16 protein-coding genes are annotated in these 16,678 nt (G+C 37.6%); 8 read left to right on the top strand and 8 right to left on the bottom strand.

The features are described 5' to 3' along the window. Positions 1–25 precede the first annotated feature (25 nt). From ACR2MV_RS03655 to ACR2MV_RS03685, 7 genes are all read left to right on the top strand, one after another. On the top strand, positions 26–1,903 hold the full coding sequence (locus tag ACR2MV_RS03655; protein WP_434020542.1) for a DUF3604 domain-containing protein: 1,878 nt from the start codon (positions 26–28) through the stop codon (positions 1,901–1,903). Between the two features lie 7 nt (positions 1,904–1,910). Next, positions 1,911–3,818, top strand: coding sequence for a DUF3604 domain-containing protein (locus ACR2MV_RS03660; RefSeq protein WP_434020543.1), 1,908 nt, complete (start codon positions 1,911–1,913; stop codon positions 3,816–3,818). Positions 3,819–3,894: 76 nt separating this feature from the next. Next, positions 3,895–4,485 carry a Crp/Fnr family transcriptional regulator gene (locus tag ACR2MV_RS03665; RefSeq protein WP_434020544.1) on the top strand — a complete coding sequence of 197 codons (591 nt, stop codon included), beginning with the start codon at positions 3,895–3,897 and terminating at the stop codon, positions 4,483–4,485. Between the two features lie 89 nt (positions 4,486–4,574). After that, positions 4,575–6,419, top strand: a complete 1,845-nt coding sequence (locus tag ACR2MV_RS03670) for a DUF3604 domain-containing protein (protein ID WP_434020545.1) — start codon at positions 4,575–4,577, stop codon at positions 6,417–6,419. A gap of 408 nt (positions 6,420–6,827) precedes the next feature. Next, the gene (locus tag ACR2MV_RS03675) at positions 6,828–7,703 is read left to right on the top strand and encodes a peptidyl-prolyl cis-trans isomerase (RefSeq protein WP_434020546.1); all 876 of its coding nucleotides are present in this window, start codon (positions 6,828–6,830) and stop codon (positions 7,701–7,703) included. A 17-nt stretch (positions 7,704–7,720) separates the two neighbouring features. Then, a complete protein-coding gene (locus tag ACR2MV_RS03680; protein WP_434020547.1) occupies positions 7,721–8,719 on the top strand; it encodes a HupE/UreJ family protein in 999 nt (332 codons plus the stop codon). A gap of 68 nt (positions 8,720–8,787) precedes the next feature. Continuing rightward, the gene (locus ACR2MV_RS03685) at positions 8,788–9,150 is read left to right on the top strand and encodes a hypothetical protein (protein WP_434020548.1); all 363 of its coding nucleotides are present in this window, start codon (positions 8,788–8,790) and stop codon (positions 9,148–9,150) included. A 50-nt stretch (positions 9,151–9,200) separates the two neighbouring features. Here the strand turns inward: ACR2MV_RS03685 and ACR2MV_RS03690 are convergent, their stop codons facing one another. The 4 genes from ACR2MV_RS03690 to rlmH form a co-directional block, all read right to left on the bottom strand. Continuing rightward, positions 9,201–10,085, bottom strand: a complete 885-nt coding sequence (locus tag ACR2MV_RS03690) for a DUF808 domain-containing protein (protein ID WP_434020549.1) — start codon at positions 10,083–10,085, stop codon at positions 9,201–9,203. An 18-nt stretch (positions 10,086–10,103) separates the two neighbouring features. Then, positions 10,104–11,984 (bottom strand): mechanosensitive ion channel family protein, encoded by a 1,881-nt coding sequence (locus tag ACR2MV_RS03695; protein WP_434020550.1) that lies wholly within the window; start codon positions 11,982–11,984, stop codon positions 10,104–10,106. 47 nt (positions 11,985–12,031) lie between these two features. After that, on the bottom strand, positions 12,032–12,646 hold the full coding sequence (locus ACR2MV_RS03700; protein WP_434020551.1) for a MarC family protein: 615 nt from the start codon (positions 12,644–12,646) through the stop codon (positions 12,032–12,034). A gap of 357 nt (positions 12,647–13,003) precedes the next feature. Continuing rightward, complete coding sequence (rlmH, locus tag ACR2MV_RS03705) at positions 13,004–13,477, bottom strand: 23S rRNA (pseudouridine(1915)-N(3))-methyltransferase RlmH (RefSeq protein ID WP_434020552.1); 474 nt, start codon at positions 13,475–13,477, stop codon at positions 13,004–13,006. 60 nt (positions 13,478–13,537) lie between these two features. Here rlmH and nadC point away from each other — a divergent pair, with 60 nt between their 5' ends. Beyond that, on the top strand, positions 13,538–14,395 hold the full coding sequence (gene nadC / locus ACR2MV_RS03710) for a carboxylating nicotinate-nucleotide diphosphorylase (protein WP_434020553.1): 858 nt from the start codon (positions 13,538–13,540) through the stop codon (positions 14,393–14,395). 5 nt (positions 14,396–14,400) lie between these two features. Here the strand turns inward: nadC and ACR2MV_RS03715 are convergent, their stop codons facing one another. The 4 genes from ACR2MV_RS03715 to ACR2MV_RS03730 all read right to left on the bottom strand — a co-directional run bounded on the left by ACR2MV_RS03715 (position 14,401) and on the right by ACR2MV_RS03730 (position 16,673). Then, entirely contained in the window at positions 14,401–15,252 is an 852-nt protein-coding gene (locus ACR2MV_RS03715) for a sulfurtransferase (RefSeq protein WP_434020554.1), read from the bottom strand. A gap of 10 nt (positions 15,253–15,262) precedes the next feature. Then, positions 15,263–15,916 (bottom strand): protein-L-isoaspartate(D-aspartate) O-methyltransferase, encoded by a 654-nt coding sequence (locus ACR2MV_RS03720; RefSeq protein WP_434020555.1) that lies wholly within the window; start codon positions 15,914–15,916, stop codon positions 15,263–15,265. A 139-nt stretch (positions 15,917–16,055) separates the two neighbouring features. Continuing rightward, positions 16,056–16,376 carry a CCC motif membrane protein gene (locus ACR2MV_RS03725; protein ID WP_434020556.1) on the bottom strand — a complete coding sequence of 107 codons (321 nt, stop codon included), beginning with the start codon at positions 16,374–16,376 and terminating at the stop codon, positions 16,056–16,058. 9 nt (positions 16,377–16,385) lie between these two features. After that, positions 16,386–16,673 carry a DUF2752 domain-containing protein gene (locus tag ACR2MV_RS03730; protein WP_434020557.1) on the bottom strand — a complete coding sequence of 96 codons (288 nt, stop codon included), beginning with the start codon at positions 16,671–16,673 and terminating at the stop codon, positions 16,386–16,388. Positions 16,674–16,678: the final 5 nt, after the last annotated feature.

The following is a 16,678-nucleotide window of genomic DNA, read 5'->3' on the forward strand; positions in this document are numbered from 1 at the left end:
AGTACTTAACCTAAAGCTTCTAAAAATGCGTTCTCTTACCCTCGCCTGTACACTTTTCGTACTCATGTTGCTGTCTTGCAACAAAGAATCAAAAAAATCAGAAATCAATAATAAAGATGCAGATCCTGCACAAGAAACGGAGGCTGTGAACAACGGGTTCCCGGAACAAGTGTTTTTTGGAGATACCCACCTTCATACCGATCTTTCAATGGATGCCGGTGCCTTCGGAAACAGAATTGGAATGGATGAAGCATACCAGTTTGCACGAGGGGACGAAGTTACGTCCTCCACAGGTATTAAAACAAAACTTTCCAGACCTTTGGACTTCTTGGTAGTTGCAGACCACTCTGATGGAATGGGTTTCTTTCCTGATTTAATGGCAGAAAAAGAGCATGTGATGAAATATGAAGAATCGGTAGAATGGAAGAAAATGATTGATGATGGAAAAGGTGGAGAAGCGGCACTCAGCATTATCAAAACCTTTTCTCAGGGTGAAATGCCCTTTAAGACAAATGATGTTAGCATGATGACACCTGTATGGAAAAACGTAGTGGATGCAGCGGAAAAATATAATGATCCAGGAAATTTTACAGCTTTTATAGGCTATGAATGGACCTCTTTAATCAAGGGAAACAATCTGCACAGGGTGGTTATTTATAGAGATAATGGCGATAAGGCCATACAGCAATTACCCTTCACCAACGAAGACAGTTCTGATCCGGAACGATTATGGGATAATCTCGAAACTTATGAAAAAAATACAGGAGGAAAAGTGTTAGCGATTCCTCATAACGGAAACCTGAGCAACGGAATGATGTTTGCTGAAACTACTGTGTCCGGGAAAGCCTATGATAAAGCGTATGTGGACCGCCGGGCTCAATGGGAACCTTTGTATGAAGCCACTCAAATTAAAGGAGATGGTGAAACCCATCCTTTTTTATCGCCCAACGATGAATTTGCAGATTATGAAAATTGGGATAAGGGTAATTTAGATTTAAGCGCCAAAAAGACCAATGATATGCTGCAGTATGAATATACCAGGTCTGGTTTAAAACTGGGTCTTAAGTTTAAAAAAGAACTTGGCACCAATCCTTATAAATTCGGATTGATCGGTAGTACAGATTCTCACACCTCCCTGGCTACAGCTGATGAAAACAATTTCTTTGGAAAGGCATCCAATGTCGAACCTTCTAAAGATAGATCAGAGCACCCTTTTGTAACCTCTGACAAAGGAACCATTTACACTTGGGAAACATTGGCATCTGGATATGCCGCAGTATGGGCTCATGAAAACACACGAACATCGATTTGGGATGCCATGAAAAGAAAAGAGACTTACGCTACCACCGGCTCCAGAATGAAAGTTCGTTTTTTTGGTGGCTGGAATTTTACAGATAATGATCTTGGAGAAAATTTTGTGCAGTCAGGATATGAAAAAGGTGTTCCCATGGGCGGTGACATCAAAGAAGGGAATGAAAAAGCACCTACATTTTTGGTATATGCAATGATGGACCCTGAGGGAGGAAGTCTCGACAGAATACAAATAATTAAGGGTTGGTTGAATGAGGACGGAAGTCTGGATGAAAAAGTGTATGATGTGGTTTGGAGTGGAGAAAGGACTATTGGCGCAGATGGAAAACTTCCTTCAGTTGGTAACTCAGTAAACCTCAATGATGCGACCTGGGACAATTCAATAGGTTCCACCGAATTGAAATCGGTATGGATCGATCCTGATTTCGACCCAAAATTGGAAGCTTTTTACTATGTAAGAGTATTAGAGATCCCAACGCCAAGATGGACTCTTTTTGATAAAGTAAATTTTGGAACTGAACTTTCTGAAGAAGTACCATTGTTCAGCGAAGAAAGAGCCTACACCTCTCCTATCTGGTATTCACCTAACTAAATCCAATATGAAAAAATTACTTGCTACATTCGGACTATTTTTAATTACAATAAGCCTATTTGCACAACAAGTTGGCGAGATGACCATGGATATGAAAGAAGGTGAAAGTATCCATCAAAAAAAAGGATATTCACCTTATGGAGGAAGGTACTTCCCTACTCAGGTCTATTGGGGAGACACACATCTTCACACAAGCAACTCTTTGGATGCCAGAGCATTTGGAACTGTTTTAGGGCCTGAAGAAGCTTATAAATTGGCTCGTGGCGAAGAAATCACAGCAACTCATGGTGAAAAAGTAAAATTGTCAAGACCCTTGGATTGGCTGGTCGTAGCCGATCATTCTGACGGAATGGGCGCGATGAACGAAATTATTAAAGGAAACCCCAATTTGATGTCAGACGCTACAGTAAAAGATTGGCACAAACGCATCAATGAAGGGGGTAAAACTGCATTAATGGCCACAATGGACGTCATCAATAGTTTTGCTTTGGGTAAAATCCCACCTATTTTACTTGATGATGACTTTAGTCAGACCGTATGGGATCGTTATATTGATATCGCTGAAAAGTATAATGACCCTGGTACCTTCACCACCATCATTGGTTATGAATGGACATCGACCGAAAATGGTAACAATTTACACAGAAATGTTTTGTACCGTGATAATGGTGAACGAGCAAAAAAAATGCTCCCCTACACCACTAGTGAAAGTTTCAATCCTGAAGATCTCTGGAAGTGGATGGAGCGCTATGAGGTCCAGACGAATGGAAACGTATTGGCCTTGGCCCATAATGGAAATTTGAGTAATGGCATTATGTTCCCGGTTGAAGTCAATCCTGCTACAGGAAAAGCATTAGATGGAAATTATGCCAAAAACAGAATCAAATGGGAACCCCTTTATGAGATCACTCAAATCAAAGGGGATGGAGAAGCCCATCCTTTATTATCACCAAATGATGAATTTGCTGATTATGAAAATTGGGAAAAGGGTAATTTGAATTTGAGTGCGGCCAAAACTGATGATATGCTTCAATACGAATATGGCAGAGAAGCGCTTAAAAACGGCTTGAAATTAGAAGAAAAGCTAGGAACAAACCCCTATAAGTTTGGCGTAGTAGGATCAACGGATTCACACACTAGTTTAGCCACAGCAGAGGAAGAAAACTTTTTTGGCAAACACTCAGGAAACGAACCTAGTGCACATCGATCCACAGGAATTGTTGGAGAATTTGAAGGAAATAAAATTTTTGATTGGGAATTAGTAGCGTCTGGTTATGCCGGAGTTTGGGCAACAGAAAACACACGTGAGGCCCTGTTTGATGCCATGGCTCGTAAAGAGGTTTATGCTACAACCGGTCCCCGAATTATCGTTCGATTTTTTGGTGGATGGGAATTTTCAGAAGAAGATGCCTTAAACAGATTACCTGCAGAAATTGGTTATTCCAAAGGAGTACCTATGGGAGGAGATTTAAGATTGGCCCCTTCGGGAAAATCACCTTCGTTTTTAGTTGGAGCTCTTAAAGACCCCTACAGTGGTAATTTAGATCGTATACAGATTGTAAAAGGATGGCTTGATTCATCCGGGAAAACACATGAAAAAGTATATGACGTCGTATGGAGTGACATGGAGCAACGTAAGCTTAAAAACGGGAAAGTACCTGACGTAGGGAATACTGTAGATATCAAAAACGCCACATGGTCAAATTCAATCGGAAGAGCAGAGTTGATTGGAATATGGAAAGATCCTGACTTTGACCCAAAATTAAGAAGTTTCTATTATGCCAGGGTACTAGAGATTCCTACCCCCAGATGGACGGCATACGATGCCAAGAGATTTGGTGTGGAAATGCCCAAAGAATCACCAATGACAACCACAGAAAGAGCGTATACCTCACCTATTTGGTACACTCCCTGATTGAAAGAAAATACTTGTGAATAAAAAGGTCTCTATTAGAGATCTTTTTTTTATTTTTAGATGTAAACAATGACACATGCAGCCTTCGGATTTACGCGCCTTGATCAAACCCTATTTTTCAGATTTATCAGAAAAGGAGCTTCATCGGCTTTTAGCTATATGTGAATTTAAATCCTATGATACCAAATCGATCATATTGAAAGCCGGAAATCGATCGAAAAACGCCTTTCTGGTCCTGGAAGGAAGTGTTAGAGGGTTTGTAACTGATGAAAATGGAGAAGAAAAAAACATCTTGCTGCGTTCAAAAGGAATTTTTGTCGGAGATGCGGATGCTCTTTTTTCAGATGCACCACAAAAATTAACCATCATGAGCATAGATAGTACCAAGGTCCTTATGTTTTCGATTAATTCATTTGAGGCGCTTGCTTTCCAATATGAGGGCATACAAAGACTTTATATGAGTAGCTTAAAGGAAGCTATACTCAGGTTAACCTATAGAGTGAATAGTATGATCACCATGAATTCTGAACAAAGGTACCTCGATTTACTGGAAATGAATCCAGACTTCCTAAAAGGAGCTTACGACAAATATGTGGCCAACTACCTGGGTATTACAGCAGTATCATTCTCCAGAATTAAAAAAAAATTAAATAAAAAACTATCTTAACAAATGATAACTTTTTTACATAGGAAATTACTTATATTGCTTTCCTATTGAATTAATAGACTAATAGAGTTTTATTCAAATAGCAGACAATGAAACTTTTCCCCCTGATATTGATCTTGGTCATTTTAATGAGTTGTGATAAAAAACCATTAAAAAAAGAGGATGTCCCCCCCTCCTCTACGTCCAAGACATCGGGAAACATAAAAACAAATCCACTTAAGAATGCCTATTTTGGTGAAACACATGTTCACACCAGTTCTTCCATGGATGCATTTATCGGAGGAAACAGATTGACTCCGGAGGAAGCTTACAGGTTTGCCAAAGGTGAAGAGGTAACAGCTAATGGTAGTCCACACAAACTTAAAAGACCCCTTGATTTTTGTGCTATCTCTGATCACGCTGAGTATCTTGGAGAAACGTATACCCTTATGAATAAAGGAACTCCTGGTTATAATGACCCAGTAGCAAAACAAATGAGAGAAGCTGACAACTATGAAGATGCCATCGCTTTATTTGTCAAGTATGTTGTGACTCCTGCCAGAACCGGTGGGTCTTCACATCCAGATTTTTATCAGGGAGAAGCATCAACAATGTCTGGATGGAGAAAAAACTTTCAGGCAACAGAAAAATATAATCAACCAGGGAAATTCACGACCCTTCACGCCTTCGAATGGTCTTCTGCCCCAAATGCCGGGAATTTACATCGAAATGTAATTTTCAGAGACTCTATAGTACCAAAAATTCCATTTAGCTCCAATGATAGCAGGGATCCACAGAAGCTTTGGCTATGGATGCAAGAACAAATAGATAACGGATCTACCCTTTTGGCTATTCCTCACAATTCGAATGGGAGTAAAGGAATGATGTTTCCAGAAGTAGATATTGATGGTGATCCCCTTGATAAATCATATGCCGAAACTCGTCAAAAAATGGAACCTTTGATTGAAATGATGCAGATCAAAGGGAATTCTGAAGTTCATCCACAATTCTGGGCGAATGATGAATTTGCTGATTTTGAGATGGCTTACTCCATTCAAGACTACAGTGGTCGAACATTCGAAAAGAGGAATTATGTACGTTATGGACTGGAAAGAGGTCTTAAATATGAAAAAGATCTTGGCGTAAATCCTTTTAAGTATGGATTTGTAGGAGGAACTGATAATCATAATGGAACACCAGGAAATGTGGAAGAAGACAACTATTCGGTGGGAAGTCATGGCTATGCGGACCGCTCGGCAGACAACAGAACAAAACAGGTGATCGATGGTTGGGCTACCGCTTACGATATTAGCCCGGGTTCACTGACAGGAGTATGGGCCGAAAGCAATACAAGAGAGGCGATTTGGGACGCATTATATCATAAAGAAACGTATGCCACAAGCGGGCCTAGAATAAAGGTCAGGTTCTTTGGAGGTTATGACTTTAAAAAATCTTACAAGAACCAGTCTTTTATTGAAGATGGATATAAAAAAGGAGTTCCCATGGGAGGTGATCTTCCACAGGCAAATGGTAGCAAGCCTCAATTTATAGTATGGGCTGCAAAAGACCCTATTGGTCCTGGGTTGGATCGAATTCAGATTATCAAGGGATGGATGCAAAATGGACAGATGCAAGAAAAAATTTATAATGTTGCTGTTTCTGACAATAGAACGATTCATTCAGATGGTTCCGTTGAACCAATAGAGGCACCTGTAGACCTCACTACGGGCCAATTCACAACTAATAAAGGAAGTAGCCAACTGATGACTGTTTGGATAGATCCCGATTTTGATCCAAGACACAAAGCCTTTTATTATGTGAGAGTTTTGCAATTACCTGCTGCTCGATGGAATCTCTATGATGAAATAAGAGAAGGCGTTACATTTCCAAAATCAGTTCCAAAAACCCTCATCGAAAGAGCTTGGTCAAGTCCTATCTGGTATAGTCCAAAATAAAAAGATCAGAAAACAGATCTCTTTAAAAACAAACAAAACTCATCCCAGGTGTTTAGATTCATGAAAATTTATTTCTTCATTTTTTTATGAGTTGAATAATTTGGCAAGCTCAAAAAACTAAAGTTGCCCTTCTTGTTCTTCAGGTTTTGGGTTTAATGAGTAATTTTAATGGTCAATTGAGATCTTATTATTATAATTCTTGAATGACTCAACCTATGAATGATTCTTATGAAGAATTAAACCTACTACTGAGTTTCCTGCTGCAATAGATGAAAGAGGCTCTAGCCCTAAAGTCTGGTATACCAAACAACCAATGCTACATTGTTTTAACGGCTGTAAAACTCATTGAAATAGATTGTGTAATTTCAGCATAAAATATTATTTTTAAGAGCATTAATAATTGCTTACATGAAGAAAATTTTAAAAGAACCATTGGTTCACTTTTTGCTAATCGGACTCAGTCTATTTATCCTCTATGGTCTGGTGAACAAAGACACTGATGACGCAGAGACCATCATTATTGATGATTATGATATGAAAAATATCATCGCAAGTTGGGAAATGCAATGGAAAAGGTTACCCACAGATGAAGAACTGAAAAGTTTGATTCTTCAAAATATTAGGCAAGAAATTTTTTACCAGGAGGCGCTAAAGATCAATCTGGATCACAATGATGAAATTATTAAACGGCGGCTGTCGCAAAAAATGCAATTTTTAGCGAGCGATATAGCGAGTTTAAATGAGCCAACAGACGAAGATCTTAAAGCGTATTATCAAGAAAACCTTGAGAACTATAAAAGTCCTTACACCTATTCGTTGTATCAAATTATATTTAGCCCTGACTATAGAAATAATCCCAAGACAGATGCTGAAAACACATTAACACAAATAGCAGGTGTTAGCCCGGAAAAAGTAAAATCCTTAGGGGATAACATGCCGTTTCCTTATCAGTACAGCAAAGTTGAAGAAAGTGATTTAAGCAGAGAGCTGGGTATGAACTTTTCTGAATCATTAAGAAGTATTGATTCTTTATCCTGGACCGGGCCGATTAAATCTGGTTATGGATACCATCTCGTATATATTGTAGAGAAAGAAGCACCTTTACCTATAGCATTCGAATTCATAAAAAAAGAGGTACTAAGAGATTATGAATATGAAAAACAGCGACTTCTAGAAGAAGAAATTTTTAATGAGTATCGAAAGAATTATCAGATTCAATATGAGTTGGATCCTGATCAGTTTGATCAGAGTTTTATTGACTATTTAAACGATGGAGAAATCTAATTGGATTTGTAATTATAATGAAAAATAAGCTCGTAACTATTTTCGTTTTATCGCTATTGATTTTTCCTGTTTCATTGACTGCGCATGAAATCAGGCCCGCCTATTTACAGATCATAGAGATTGCTGATCACCAATATGAAATTTTTTGGAAGGTACCGAGCATGGGAGATGCTGTTCCTCGAATTCAACCGGTTTTTCCGAAATCATTTAGCATTGAAATACTTAAAAACCCGAATCAAATACCAGGATCAGTCATCTATTATTATGGTTTAAGTGGGAATGAATCTATCAGAGGTCATGAACTTTATATACAAGGACTTAACAAAACTCTCATCGATGTACTAGTGAATATAAAATATCTCAATGGAGAAACTGCAACATTCATGCTTCAGGCTGACAAAGACAGCCAGCTCATTCCTGGAGAAACTTCATCTTTGGATGTCATAAAAACATATACTGTGCTTGGTGTTGAACACATTCTGTTGGGAATAGATCATTTGTTATTTGTTCTGGCGCTCATATTAATTACAAAAGGTCGATGGAAGATCGTTAAAACGATTACAGCCTTTACCATTGCCCATAGTATTACCTTAAGTCTTGCCGCTTTGGGCTATGTAAATTTTCCCGGAGCACCGGTAGAAGCCGTCATTGCACTCAGCATTGTATTTCTTGCCGTGGAACTGATAAACAATCTGAATGGAAGACAAACCTTGACCAGTAAAAAACCCTGGATTGTCGCGTTTAGTTTTGGACTATTACATGGTTTTGGTTTTGCCGGAGCACTTGCTGATATTGGCCTCCCTCAACAAGACATACCCTTGGCACTCGCTTTTTTTAATGTAGGAGTAGAAATAGGGCAACTCCTGTTTGTACTGGTCATTTTGGTATGTTTAAAACTGTTGTCTTTGTATAAAAAATGGCCAAGCTATGTAGCGAAGATTCCAGCTTATGCAATTGGCTCCATTGCAGCATTTTGGATGATTGAAAGAGTTGTGGCTTTTTGGAAAATTCCTTAAAAATTGCTTTTAAAATCAAGCAGAGTTTTATAACTTTAAGATTGCTTTGGTTCTTCAATGGTTTAATTATGAGAGCAGCAATCTACATATCAGGAATATTGGGTCTCGTGTTTTTTACGATAGCCTGTATCGGATATCTTATTGATCTCAGCAATTATAATTTATATTTTATACTCTCTTTCAGTTTGTTTTTCCTGGCAGCTTTTCCGCTGTATTTGATAGAGCATTTCCAATATAATAAGCGCAAAGACGATATTCTTAAGAGGTATAAAAATAAGAAAGATATTAAAAAAGAGGCCTTGAGGGACAAAAAAACTGATACTCCCTATCCAACATTCAGAAATAAAAAAAGTGGGCTGACTTGGGGCGGCGGAAACATTCATGGCTCAACAGCCAAACGCGGTGCAAAAAAAGGTTTTATGAAACATTGAGCTCCTAATGACTGTAGCTCAAAACCTTGAAAACTTCTTTTATTTTCTTTTTATTTCTTAACTAAAAGGTTCTTGATCTTTTTAAATCCTTCGATGATCGCAACAGCAATGAGACCCACAACGATGCCTGTTAGCATTTCTGCAAGAATCATTGGCAAGGCATGTAAAAAATCATGTACCTCAGGAATATTATGCACAAACATGCCTCCTCCCACCAATAGCATGGCTATTGTTCCAACTACTGCCAGTAATTTGATTAATTTTGGCAAGGAATATACCAGACCCTTTCCAATTACAACAAAAGAAGATTTTACAAATTGACTTTTACCTCTGGCCGAATGTATCAATTTCATTCCTGCATCATCCATACGCACCATCAAAGCTACAATACCATATACTCCGATAGTAGCAATAATCGCCACTATAGATACCACAAGTATTTGTTCAATAAGGGGCTGACTGGTTACGGTTCCTAAAGCGATCATGATGATCTCTAACGACAATATAAAGTCAGTAATGATGGTGTTTTTGATCTTTGCCTTTTCAATTTCCAACAATTCTTCCTCCGAAACAACCTTTATCTCTTGATGATCTACATGCTTTTTATGAAAAAAAGTATGAATGATTTTCTCAACTCCTTCAAAACTCAAATAAACACCTCCAATTAATAAAATGGGGACAATTAATTGGGGAGCGTATGCACTAAGTAAAAATGCAAAGGGAAGTATAATTAATTTGTTAATAAAAGAACCCTTGGTGATTTTCCAAAGTACCGGTAATTCTCTCGATGCCCTAAAACTTGATGCTTTCTCCGCTCCAACTGCCAGGTCATCCCCCAATACGCCGGCGGTTTTTTTAGTAGCAAATTTTGCCATTACGGCAACGTCATCCATCAAAGCGGCGATATCATCTAAAATTGCAAAAAAACCTGTCATTGATTTATTCTATATAATTTATAATTCATTGTTTTCTTCAGAGTTCTCAGTTCCATTCTCAAAACTATTATTTTTTTCATTCCCGTCTAACACATGCACGATCTGAGTCGGAAATGCAAAATCGATTCCCGATTCATTTAATTCTCTGATTATTTGAATATTAATACCTTCAGCATGCTCCATAAAATCCCAATGAACAGGAGGGAAATGCCAATAAACAACTGAAATATTAAAAGAATCAGCAGCAATCGTATTAAAAAACACCCTGGGTGGATAGTCTACATGATTTATAACTTGATTTGGGTGATCGTCCTCTCCTTCCGGAATAGCAACAATATTCCGTATCATACGAACTATTTTCTCAACCTCTGTATAGGAGGAACCATGCTTTATTCGTATATCAAAATCTCTTCTGATATAAGGTCTGGCCTGAATATTTTCAATCTCAACCGATGCCATTTTTTCATTTGGAATAGAAACCAATGGCCCCGTTAACAATCTGATTTGAGTTGATCGTATTCCGATCGACTCAATAGTGCCATTATAATTAAGAACTTTCACCCTGTCGTTTACACGGTATGGCTTGTCGGCAAAAATGGTAAAACTTCCAATAACATTTTCCAACGTTGATCGAGCCGCCAAAGCAATGGCAAGTCCCCCAATACCAACTCCGGTTAATAAGGGAACGATTGAAACACCTATCTGAGAAAGACCAATGACTATGATAGAAACAGATACAAAAATCGCAATAACCATAAAGGTTGCTCTTGTATAGGTCGCTTCAATCCCAATCTTTGCCACTTTAGGGGCATTGATGATGACTTCAGCCATAGCCAGTAAAACATTATAGGCCAGTAAAGACACAAAAAACCAAAAAACAGATTCTAAAAGAATTTTAGACACTGCGAGCGTTATCCCTGTAATGTTAACCTGTTCATTAAGAAAACTATTGAGAAAAAGGGTGATCGCAATTAAACAAGCATAAAAAATAGCCTTGCTCCATTTCTTAATAAGCAGGGAAAACCTATGATTTCCATGAATTAAGATTTTATTCAAAATCCTGATGACAATGAGCGCTATAAGTAAAGCCCCTAACATTGCTAACCATTGCCATATGGTTTGAGAATAATACATCTGGGTCGACCATTCCGGTAAATACATACTCCATCTTGGAGGCATTAATAAACCTGGTGTACTGATATAAAAATCATAAAACCCCTTTGATACATCCCGTTCCGGCTTAAAAGGAAGAAGTTTGACCTGCTTATAAAAATCAGGCAATTTTTCTATTGTTTCTGATGAAAACATGTATTCACCTTGAAATACTCCTTCTTCAGTCTTCACCAATATGATTTGCGTTTCTGGAATTCTCCAATAGTTTAATTTGGGATGTTTTTTTGTTTCTTCGTCTAGCTCCACCGCCTGATAATCAGGAATTTCTTCAAGCGGAGGTAATGGTATCCTATCTAAAATTTCCTTGAGCATGATGGCCCTTCCATAGCCTAAGTCTTTTTGAAGCGAGGGAGGAAAAGCACTTAAATCCAAACAATAAGTAGCTTTTTCAAAATACAATTCACCTTGACGGACATCATCCTTCACTTCATCTGCAATAAAATATCCAGGGATTTTTAGATTTCTTTCATTTGCTTTCATCAAAAAGCCATAAGAATTATTCATGTTTTCGATGAAATTTACTATTACTGCCCGTGGACTTGATCTATTTGTCTTTTCCAATGGGTTCTCAAGTACCACCTCCTCTATACTATCCAACAAGGTATCAACTGAATCAATTGACATCTCTATCGTATCCTTAACCTGAGCATTCATTCCATAGACAGAAAGAAGAAGCACAAGCGCGTATATTATCCGTTTTGACAAATTAATCAATCCTTTAGACATCAGTATTATATGAGAAGTAATCACTCTATTTATTCAATTAAAAACTATTATATTATAAACCCGAAAGATTCCTTGATACCCGTAATAATATTATCAGCAGCTACAGCAGTCAAAATCAGCCCCATCACCCTACTAATAATACTGGCGCCAGCTGAACCAATTAACTTCTGCACTTTAGTCGATAGCAATAATAAAAGTAAAACAACAGCAAGAACACTAACCATAACCAAGCTCGACTGTACTTGTTCAAAAATACTGTATTCTGAATTTTTTGTAAGTAATACAACTGCCAGCATGGCTCCAGGACTCGCAATTGAAGGCATCGCCATTGGATAAATGGCTATTTCTGAAGGATCTTTAACTGATTTGATCTCCTCATCAGGTTTACTATCACCAAAAATCATGGTAAGTGCAAAAAGAAACAGTACGATCCCTCCTGCTATTTGAAAAGCAGGAAGCGGCACCTCAATCGCATCAAGTATGAGTTCTCCTGCAATGATAAAGAATTGGAGTACTCCGAATGAAACCAGAACCGCCTTAAAGGCCGTGATTCTTTTCTCTTTTTCACTTAAACCATCAGTTACTGCTATAAAAACCGGGACGGATCCTATTGGGTCGATAACGGCAAAGAGAAAAATAAATGTTGAAATAAGCTCAGTCATAGACGAAAAGATCAGTTATCATAATTTTTTATATCACTTTATTAAAGTTTACCATTCATGGCAACGTTTGTAGGGCAAAAATCATCAACACGCATCCGAGATATATTGGCTACTATTTCCAGTAGTTAATTCTCTTTCCTTGACTGATAAACAAAAGCCTTGTCCATCGGATAATATCATCACAGCTACGAATAAATATGTTAACAGTAAAAATAGCCAAAATTATTAAGCCTGGAAAAACAATACACAGGTCTTATATAAACAGAACTTCCTGAATTCACTTTTCTGACACTGAATTTCCGGCATCGAAGTAGTCCTCACCAAATTTGATACAAAAACAGTTTAATTTTTACAAAGCTACTCATGATGATATGGTTCATTCTTAAGAATTGTAAACGCTCGGTATATTTGTTCTACTATAAACAGCCGAATCATTTGATGTGAAAAGGTCATTTTTGACAATGATATTTTTCCTTGTGCCTTTTTATAAACTTCCTCTGAAAATCCATAGGGACCTCCGATGACCAATACCAGCTGTTTGATGCCCGAATTCATCTTCTTCTGCATAAATGTTGAAAACTCCTTAGATGTGTGCATGATTCCTTTTTCATCGAGAAGGATTAATTGATCTGCCGGGTTCAGTTTTTTTAGAATCAAGGATCCTTCTTTTTCCTTTTGTTCTGATTCTGAAAGATTTTTTACATTTTTCAAATCTGGAATAAGTTCCAGTTCAAATTTTATATAATGCTTTAAACGTTTCTCATAATTTTCAATTAATACCTGGAGATTTTTATCATCTGTTTTGCCAATGGCCAGCAATTTGATTTTCATAAAACTGATTGTTTCGGTAAATATAAAGACTTATTTTTGTTCTTATAAAATCCGCAAATAATGATAAGTAAAATTCAATTTGAAAATGAACTCAAAGGAATCATTAAAAATGGTATTCGAGAAGACATCGGAGAAGGTGATCACAGTTCATTGGCTTGTATACCTGCAGATGCCATGGGTAAAGCAAAATTGTTAGTAAAGGAAGATGGTATTATCGCAGGAGTTGAATTCGCTAAAATGATCTTCAAAGAAGTTGATGAAAGTTTGGATATAGAAACTTTTATAGTGGATGGAGAATCAGTTAAAATAGGTGATATCGTATTCTATGTTACCGGAAAATCGCAATCAATTTTAAAGGCTGAAAGATTGGTCTTAAATGCCATGCAGCGAATGAGTGCCATTGCATCGAAAACGAAAAAATTTGTGGATGAATTAAAAGGAACCAATACTCAAATTCTCGATACAAGAAAAACAACTCCAGGTATTCGAGCCATTGAAAAATGGGCCGTAAAAATTGGTGGAGGGGTGAATCATAGATTTGCGCTCTATGATATGATCATGCTAAAAGACAATCATATTGACTTTGCCGGGGGTATCGATTTGGCGATTAAAAAGACCAAGGATTATTTAGCCCAGAAGAATCTCGACCTTAAAATAATTGTAGAGGCCCGAAGTTTAGATGAAATAAAACAAATTCTTGATCATCAAGGAATTCACAGAATACTCATAGATAATTTTGATTATGAGAACACCGAAAAAGCCGTTCAAATGATTGCCGGACAATGCGAATCTGAATCTTCGGGAGGTATTACCTTGCAAACTGCTAAGAACTATGCAGCCTGTGGCGTTGATTATATTTCATCCGGTGCATTAACACATTCGGTGAGCAATATGGATTTGAGCCTGAAAGCCATTTAGACTTTTTATTCTTTTTCGATAGGAAGACTCATAACACTGCCCCATTCTGTCCATGAACCGTCGTAAACAGACAATTCGCTTTTTCCAACAAGGGTAGCACCTAAAGCAAGCACACAGGCGGTAATTCCAGAGCCACAGGAAAAGGTAATATTTTTATCTTTTAACAAGGCTTTTTCCATCAAAATGCGCAACTCACTGACACTTTTCATTTTACCGTTATTCAATAAATCTGTGTATGGAATATTGCTGGAATGAGGTATATGACCGCTTCTCAATCCTTTTCTCGGCTCTTCAACCAATCCTGCAAATCGATCCTCTGCTCTTGCATCAAGGACTAACTCATTGTCATTGTCAAGATCCTTTAAGACATCCTCACTATCTTTAAAATAGCTGACCTGATATTGCCCATTGAAGTTTCCTGTTGGATATGTTTCAATTGTCTTTTTTTCTGTCGACAACCCTGAACGCTTCCATGCGGGCAGGCCTCCATCTAATACAGCCACTTTTATATGACCCATCGCTTTAAACATCCACCAGGCCCTGGCACTTGAATAAATGCCGTGATCATCATAGACGATGATCCAACTATCCTGATTAATACCCAGAGCCTGTGCACTTTTATTAAAAGTAGGTTCGTCAACCCTCGTATTTGGAAACGGCGCATCCGAAATGCTAAACGTATTTTTTATATCAAAAAATCTGGCACCTGGGATTCTATCTTCCGATACACCTCCCTGATTATTTGCCGCAGTCGCTTTTGGCAAGGTGGCATTCAAAACAATCAACTGCTGCTTGCGAATATTATCTGCAAGCCATTCAACAGAAACCAGTGGAATATCTATATCTGAAGCCTTCATGAAGTTACAATCAAGAATTATTTTTTTCCTTTAGCATGGGGACAAATCTAAAATCACCATATTCTAATTTCTCAAATTTTTTCTCTGAGGCACGGGTAAACACAGTCATCACCTGAACATCCTCTCCAATTGGGATCACCAACTTACCTCCTACTTTCAACTGACCTAACAAGGTCTTGGGTAAATAAGGAGCTCCTGCGGTTACTATAATGCTGTCGAACGGTGCGTATTCAGGCATTCCTTTATATCCGTCACCATATTCAAGTTTTTTAGGAACATACCCTACTTTAGGCAGGAACTTTCTGACTTTAGTGTACAATTCCTTTTGTCTTTCAATACTGTAAACCTCAGCTTTCAATTCAATTAAAACAGCTGTCTGATATCCGGATCCAGTTCCAATTTCCAATATTTTATGCCCTGGTTCGACTTGTAACAATTCAGATTGAAAGGCCACTGTATAGGGTTGAGAAATGGTTTGTTCCGCACCTATTGGAAATGGTTTGTCCTGATAAGCAAAGTCAACAAAACCAGAATCCATAAACAAATGTCTGGGGATTTTTGATATGGCATCCAACACCTTTCTGTCCTTTATACCTTTCTCTTTAATCACTTTGACCAATTGGTTTCTAAGGCCTTTATGTCTGTTCGAATCATTTATTATCATAGGGTAAAAATAGAGAAATAATTAACTCTAAATAAGCGTCCCTTTCTTTTTTTAAGGAAACTTTGAGCAGTCCATATACATCCTTGAATGTCAGGTTACACCTTGATGGATTTTGAAGCCAGGGAGACTTAAGCAGGTATCAATACTCTTCTGACATATTACTAAATTCCTCAATAAAAACCTGATAATCACCGGTTGATAAAATATAAATATGCCAAATCATCGAAATCACACCTATTACTATTCCGATAATAGCTGTTGTTCTTCCGGTTTGAGCATTATTAACTCCATCAAAACTATTGGGATCCTGTTCATGCATCCTAATGGCTTTATTTGCATTATTAAGACCAATAATTCCCAAAATTATTCCAATAACGCCCCAACAACAGCAAGCAGTAACAATGGATGAAATTCCAAGTATTAAGGCGCTTTGAGAATAGGGTAACTTTTCTTTATACATACAATTTTATTAGATTAGTTTTAAAATATAGTTTCCAACAATAATGATCACATTTAAAACAAAAAGCCATTGAAGAATTTTGTGCCCGGCAGAAAAATTGAATTTTAAATGCAAGCCCAAGATCAAGCCCATGGCAAGCAAGGAATAAATGGCAGGATAGGTAATAAATGCTTTAAAAAAATCCCCCTTCAAAAGAAAAATTACAGATCTTTGGAAACCACAGCCCATGCATTCCATTCCGAGATTCTGCCATTGACATGACAACATATTGTTCTCCAAAAAAGATATAAAGCCCATGTTTG

It is taken from the genome of Lutimonas sp. (assembly GCF_051011215.1).
In the GTDB taxonomy this organism is placed as follows: Bacteria; Bacteroidota; Bacteroidia; order Flavobacteriales; family Flavobacteriaceae; genus Lutimonas.

What these genes read in the sequence shown, in the direction of transcription:
- ACR2MV_RS03655 (WP_434020542.1), top strand. Translation starts at nt 26, where the DNA reads ATGCGTTCTCTTACCCTCGCCTGTACACTTTTCGTACTCATGTTGCTG.
- ACR2MV_RS03660 (WP_434020543.1), top strand. Translation starts at nt 1,911, where the DNA reads ATGAAAAAATTACTTGCTACATTCGGACTATTTTTAATTACAATAAGC.
- ACR2MV_RS03665 (WP_434020544.1), top strand. Translation starts at nt 3,895, where the DNA reads ATGCAGCCTTCGGATTTACGCGCCTTGATCAAACCCTATTTTTCAGAT.
- ACR2MV_RS03670 (WP_434020545.1), top strand. Translation starts at nt 4,575, where the DNA reads ATGAAACTTTTCCCCCTGATATTGATCTTGGTCATTTTAATGAGTTGT.
- ACR2MV_RS03675 (WP_434020546.1), top strand. Translation starts at nt 6,828, where the DNA reads ATGAAGAAAATTTTAAAAGAACCATTGGTTCACTTTTTGCTAATCGGA.
- ACR2MV_RS03680 (WP_434020547.1), top strand. Translation starts at nt 7,721, where the DNA reads ATGAAAAATAAGCTCGTAACTATTTTCGTTTTATCGCTATTGATTTTT.
- ACR2MV_RS03685 (WP_434020548.1), top strand. Translation starts at nt 8,788, where the DNA reads ATGAGAGCAGCAATCTACATATCAGGAATATTGGGTCTCGTGTTTTTT.
- ACR2MV_RS03690 (WP_434020549.1), bottom strand. Translation starts at nt 10,085, where the DNA reads ATGACAGGTTTTTTTGCAATTTTAGATGATATCGCCGCTTTGATGGAT.
- ACR2MV_RS03695 (WP_434020550.1), bottom strand. Translation starts at nt 11,984, where the DNA reads ATGTCTAAAGGATTGATTAATTTGTCAAAACGGATAATATACGCGCTT.
- ACR2MV_RS03700 (WP_434020551.1), bottom strand. Translation starts at nt 12,646, where the DNA reads ATGACTGAGCTTATTTCAACATTTATTTTTCTCTTTGCCGTTATCGAC.
- rlmH (WP_434020552.1), bottom strand. Translation starts at nt 13,477, where the DNA reads ATGAAAATCAAATTGCTGGCCATTGGCAAAACAGATGATAAAAATCTC.
- nadC (WP_434020553.1), top strand. Translation starts at nt 13,538, where the DNA reads ATGATAAGTAAAATTCAATTTGAAAATGAACTCAAAGGAATCATTAAA.
- ACR2MV_RS03715 (WP_434020554.1), bottom strand. Translation starts at nt 15,252, where the DNA reads ATGAAGGCTTCAGATATAGATATTCCACTGGTTTCTGTTGAATGGCTT.
- ACR2MV_RS03720 (WP_434020555.1), bottom strand. Translation starts at nt 15,916, where the DNA reads ATGATAATAAATGATTCGAACAGACATAAAGGCCTTAGAAACCAATTG.
- ACR2MV_RS03725 (WP_434020556.1), bottom strand. Translation starts at nt 16,376, where the DNA reads ATGTATAAAGAAAAGTTACCCTATTCTCAAAGCGCCTTAATACTTGGA.
- ACR2MV_RS03730 (WP_434020557.1), bottom strand. Translation starts at nt 16,673, where the DNA reads ATGGGCTTTATATCTTTTTTGGAGAACAATATGTTGTCATGTCAATGG.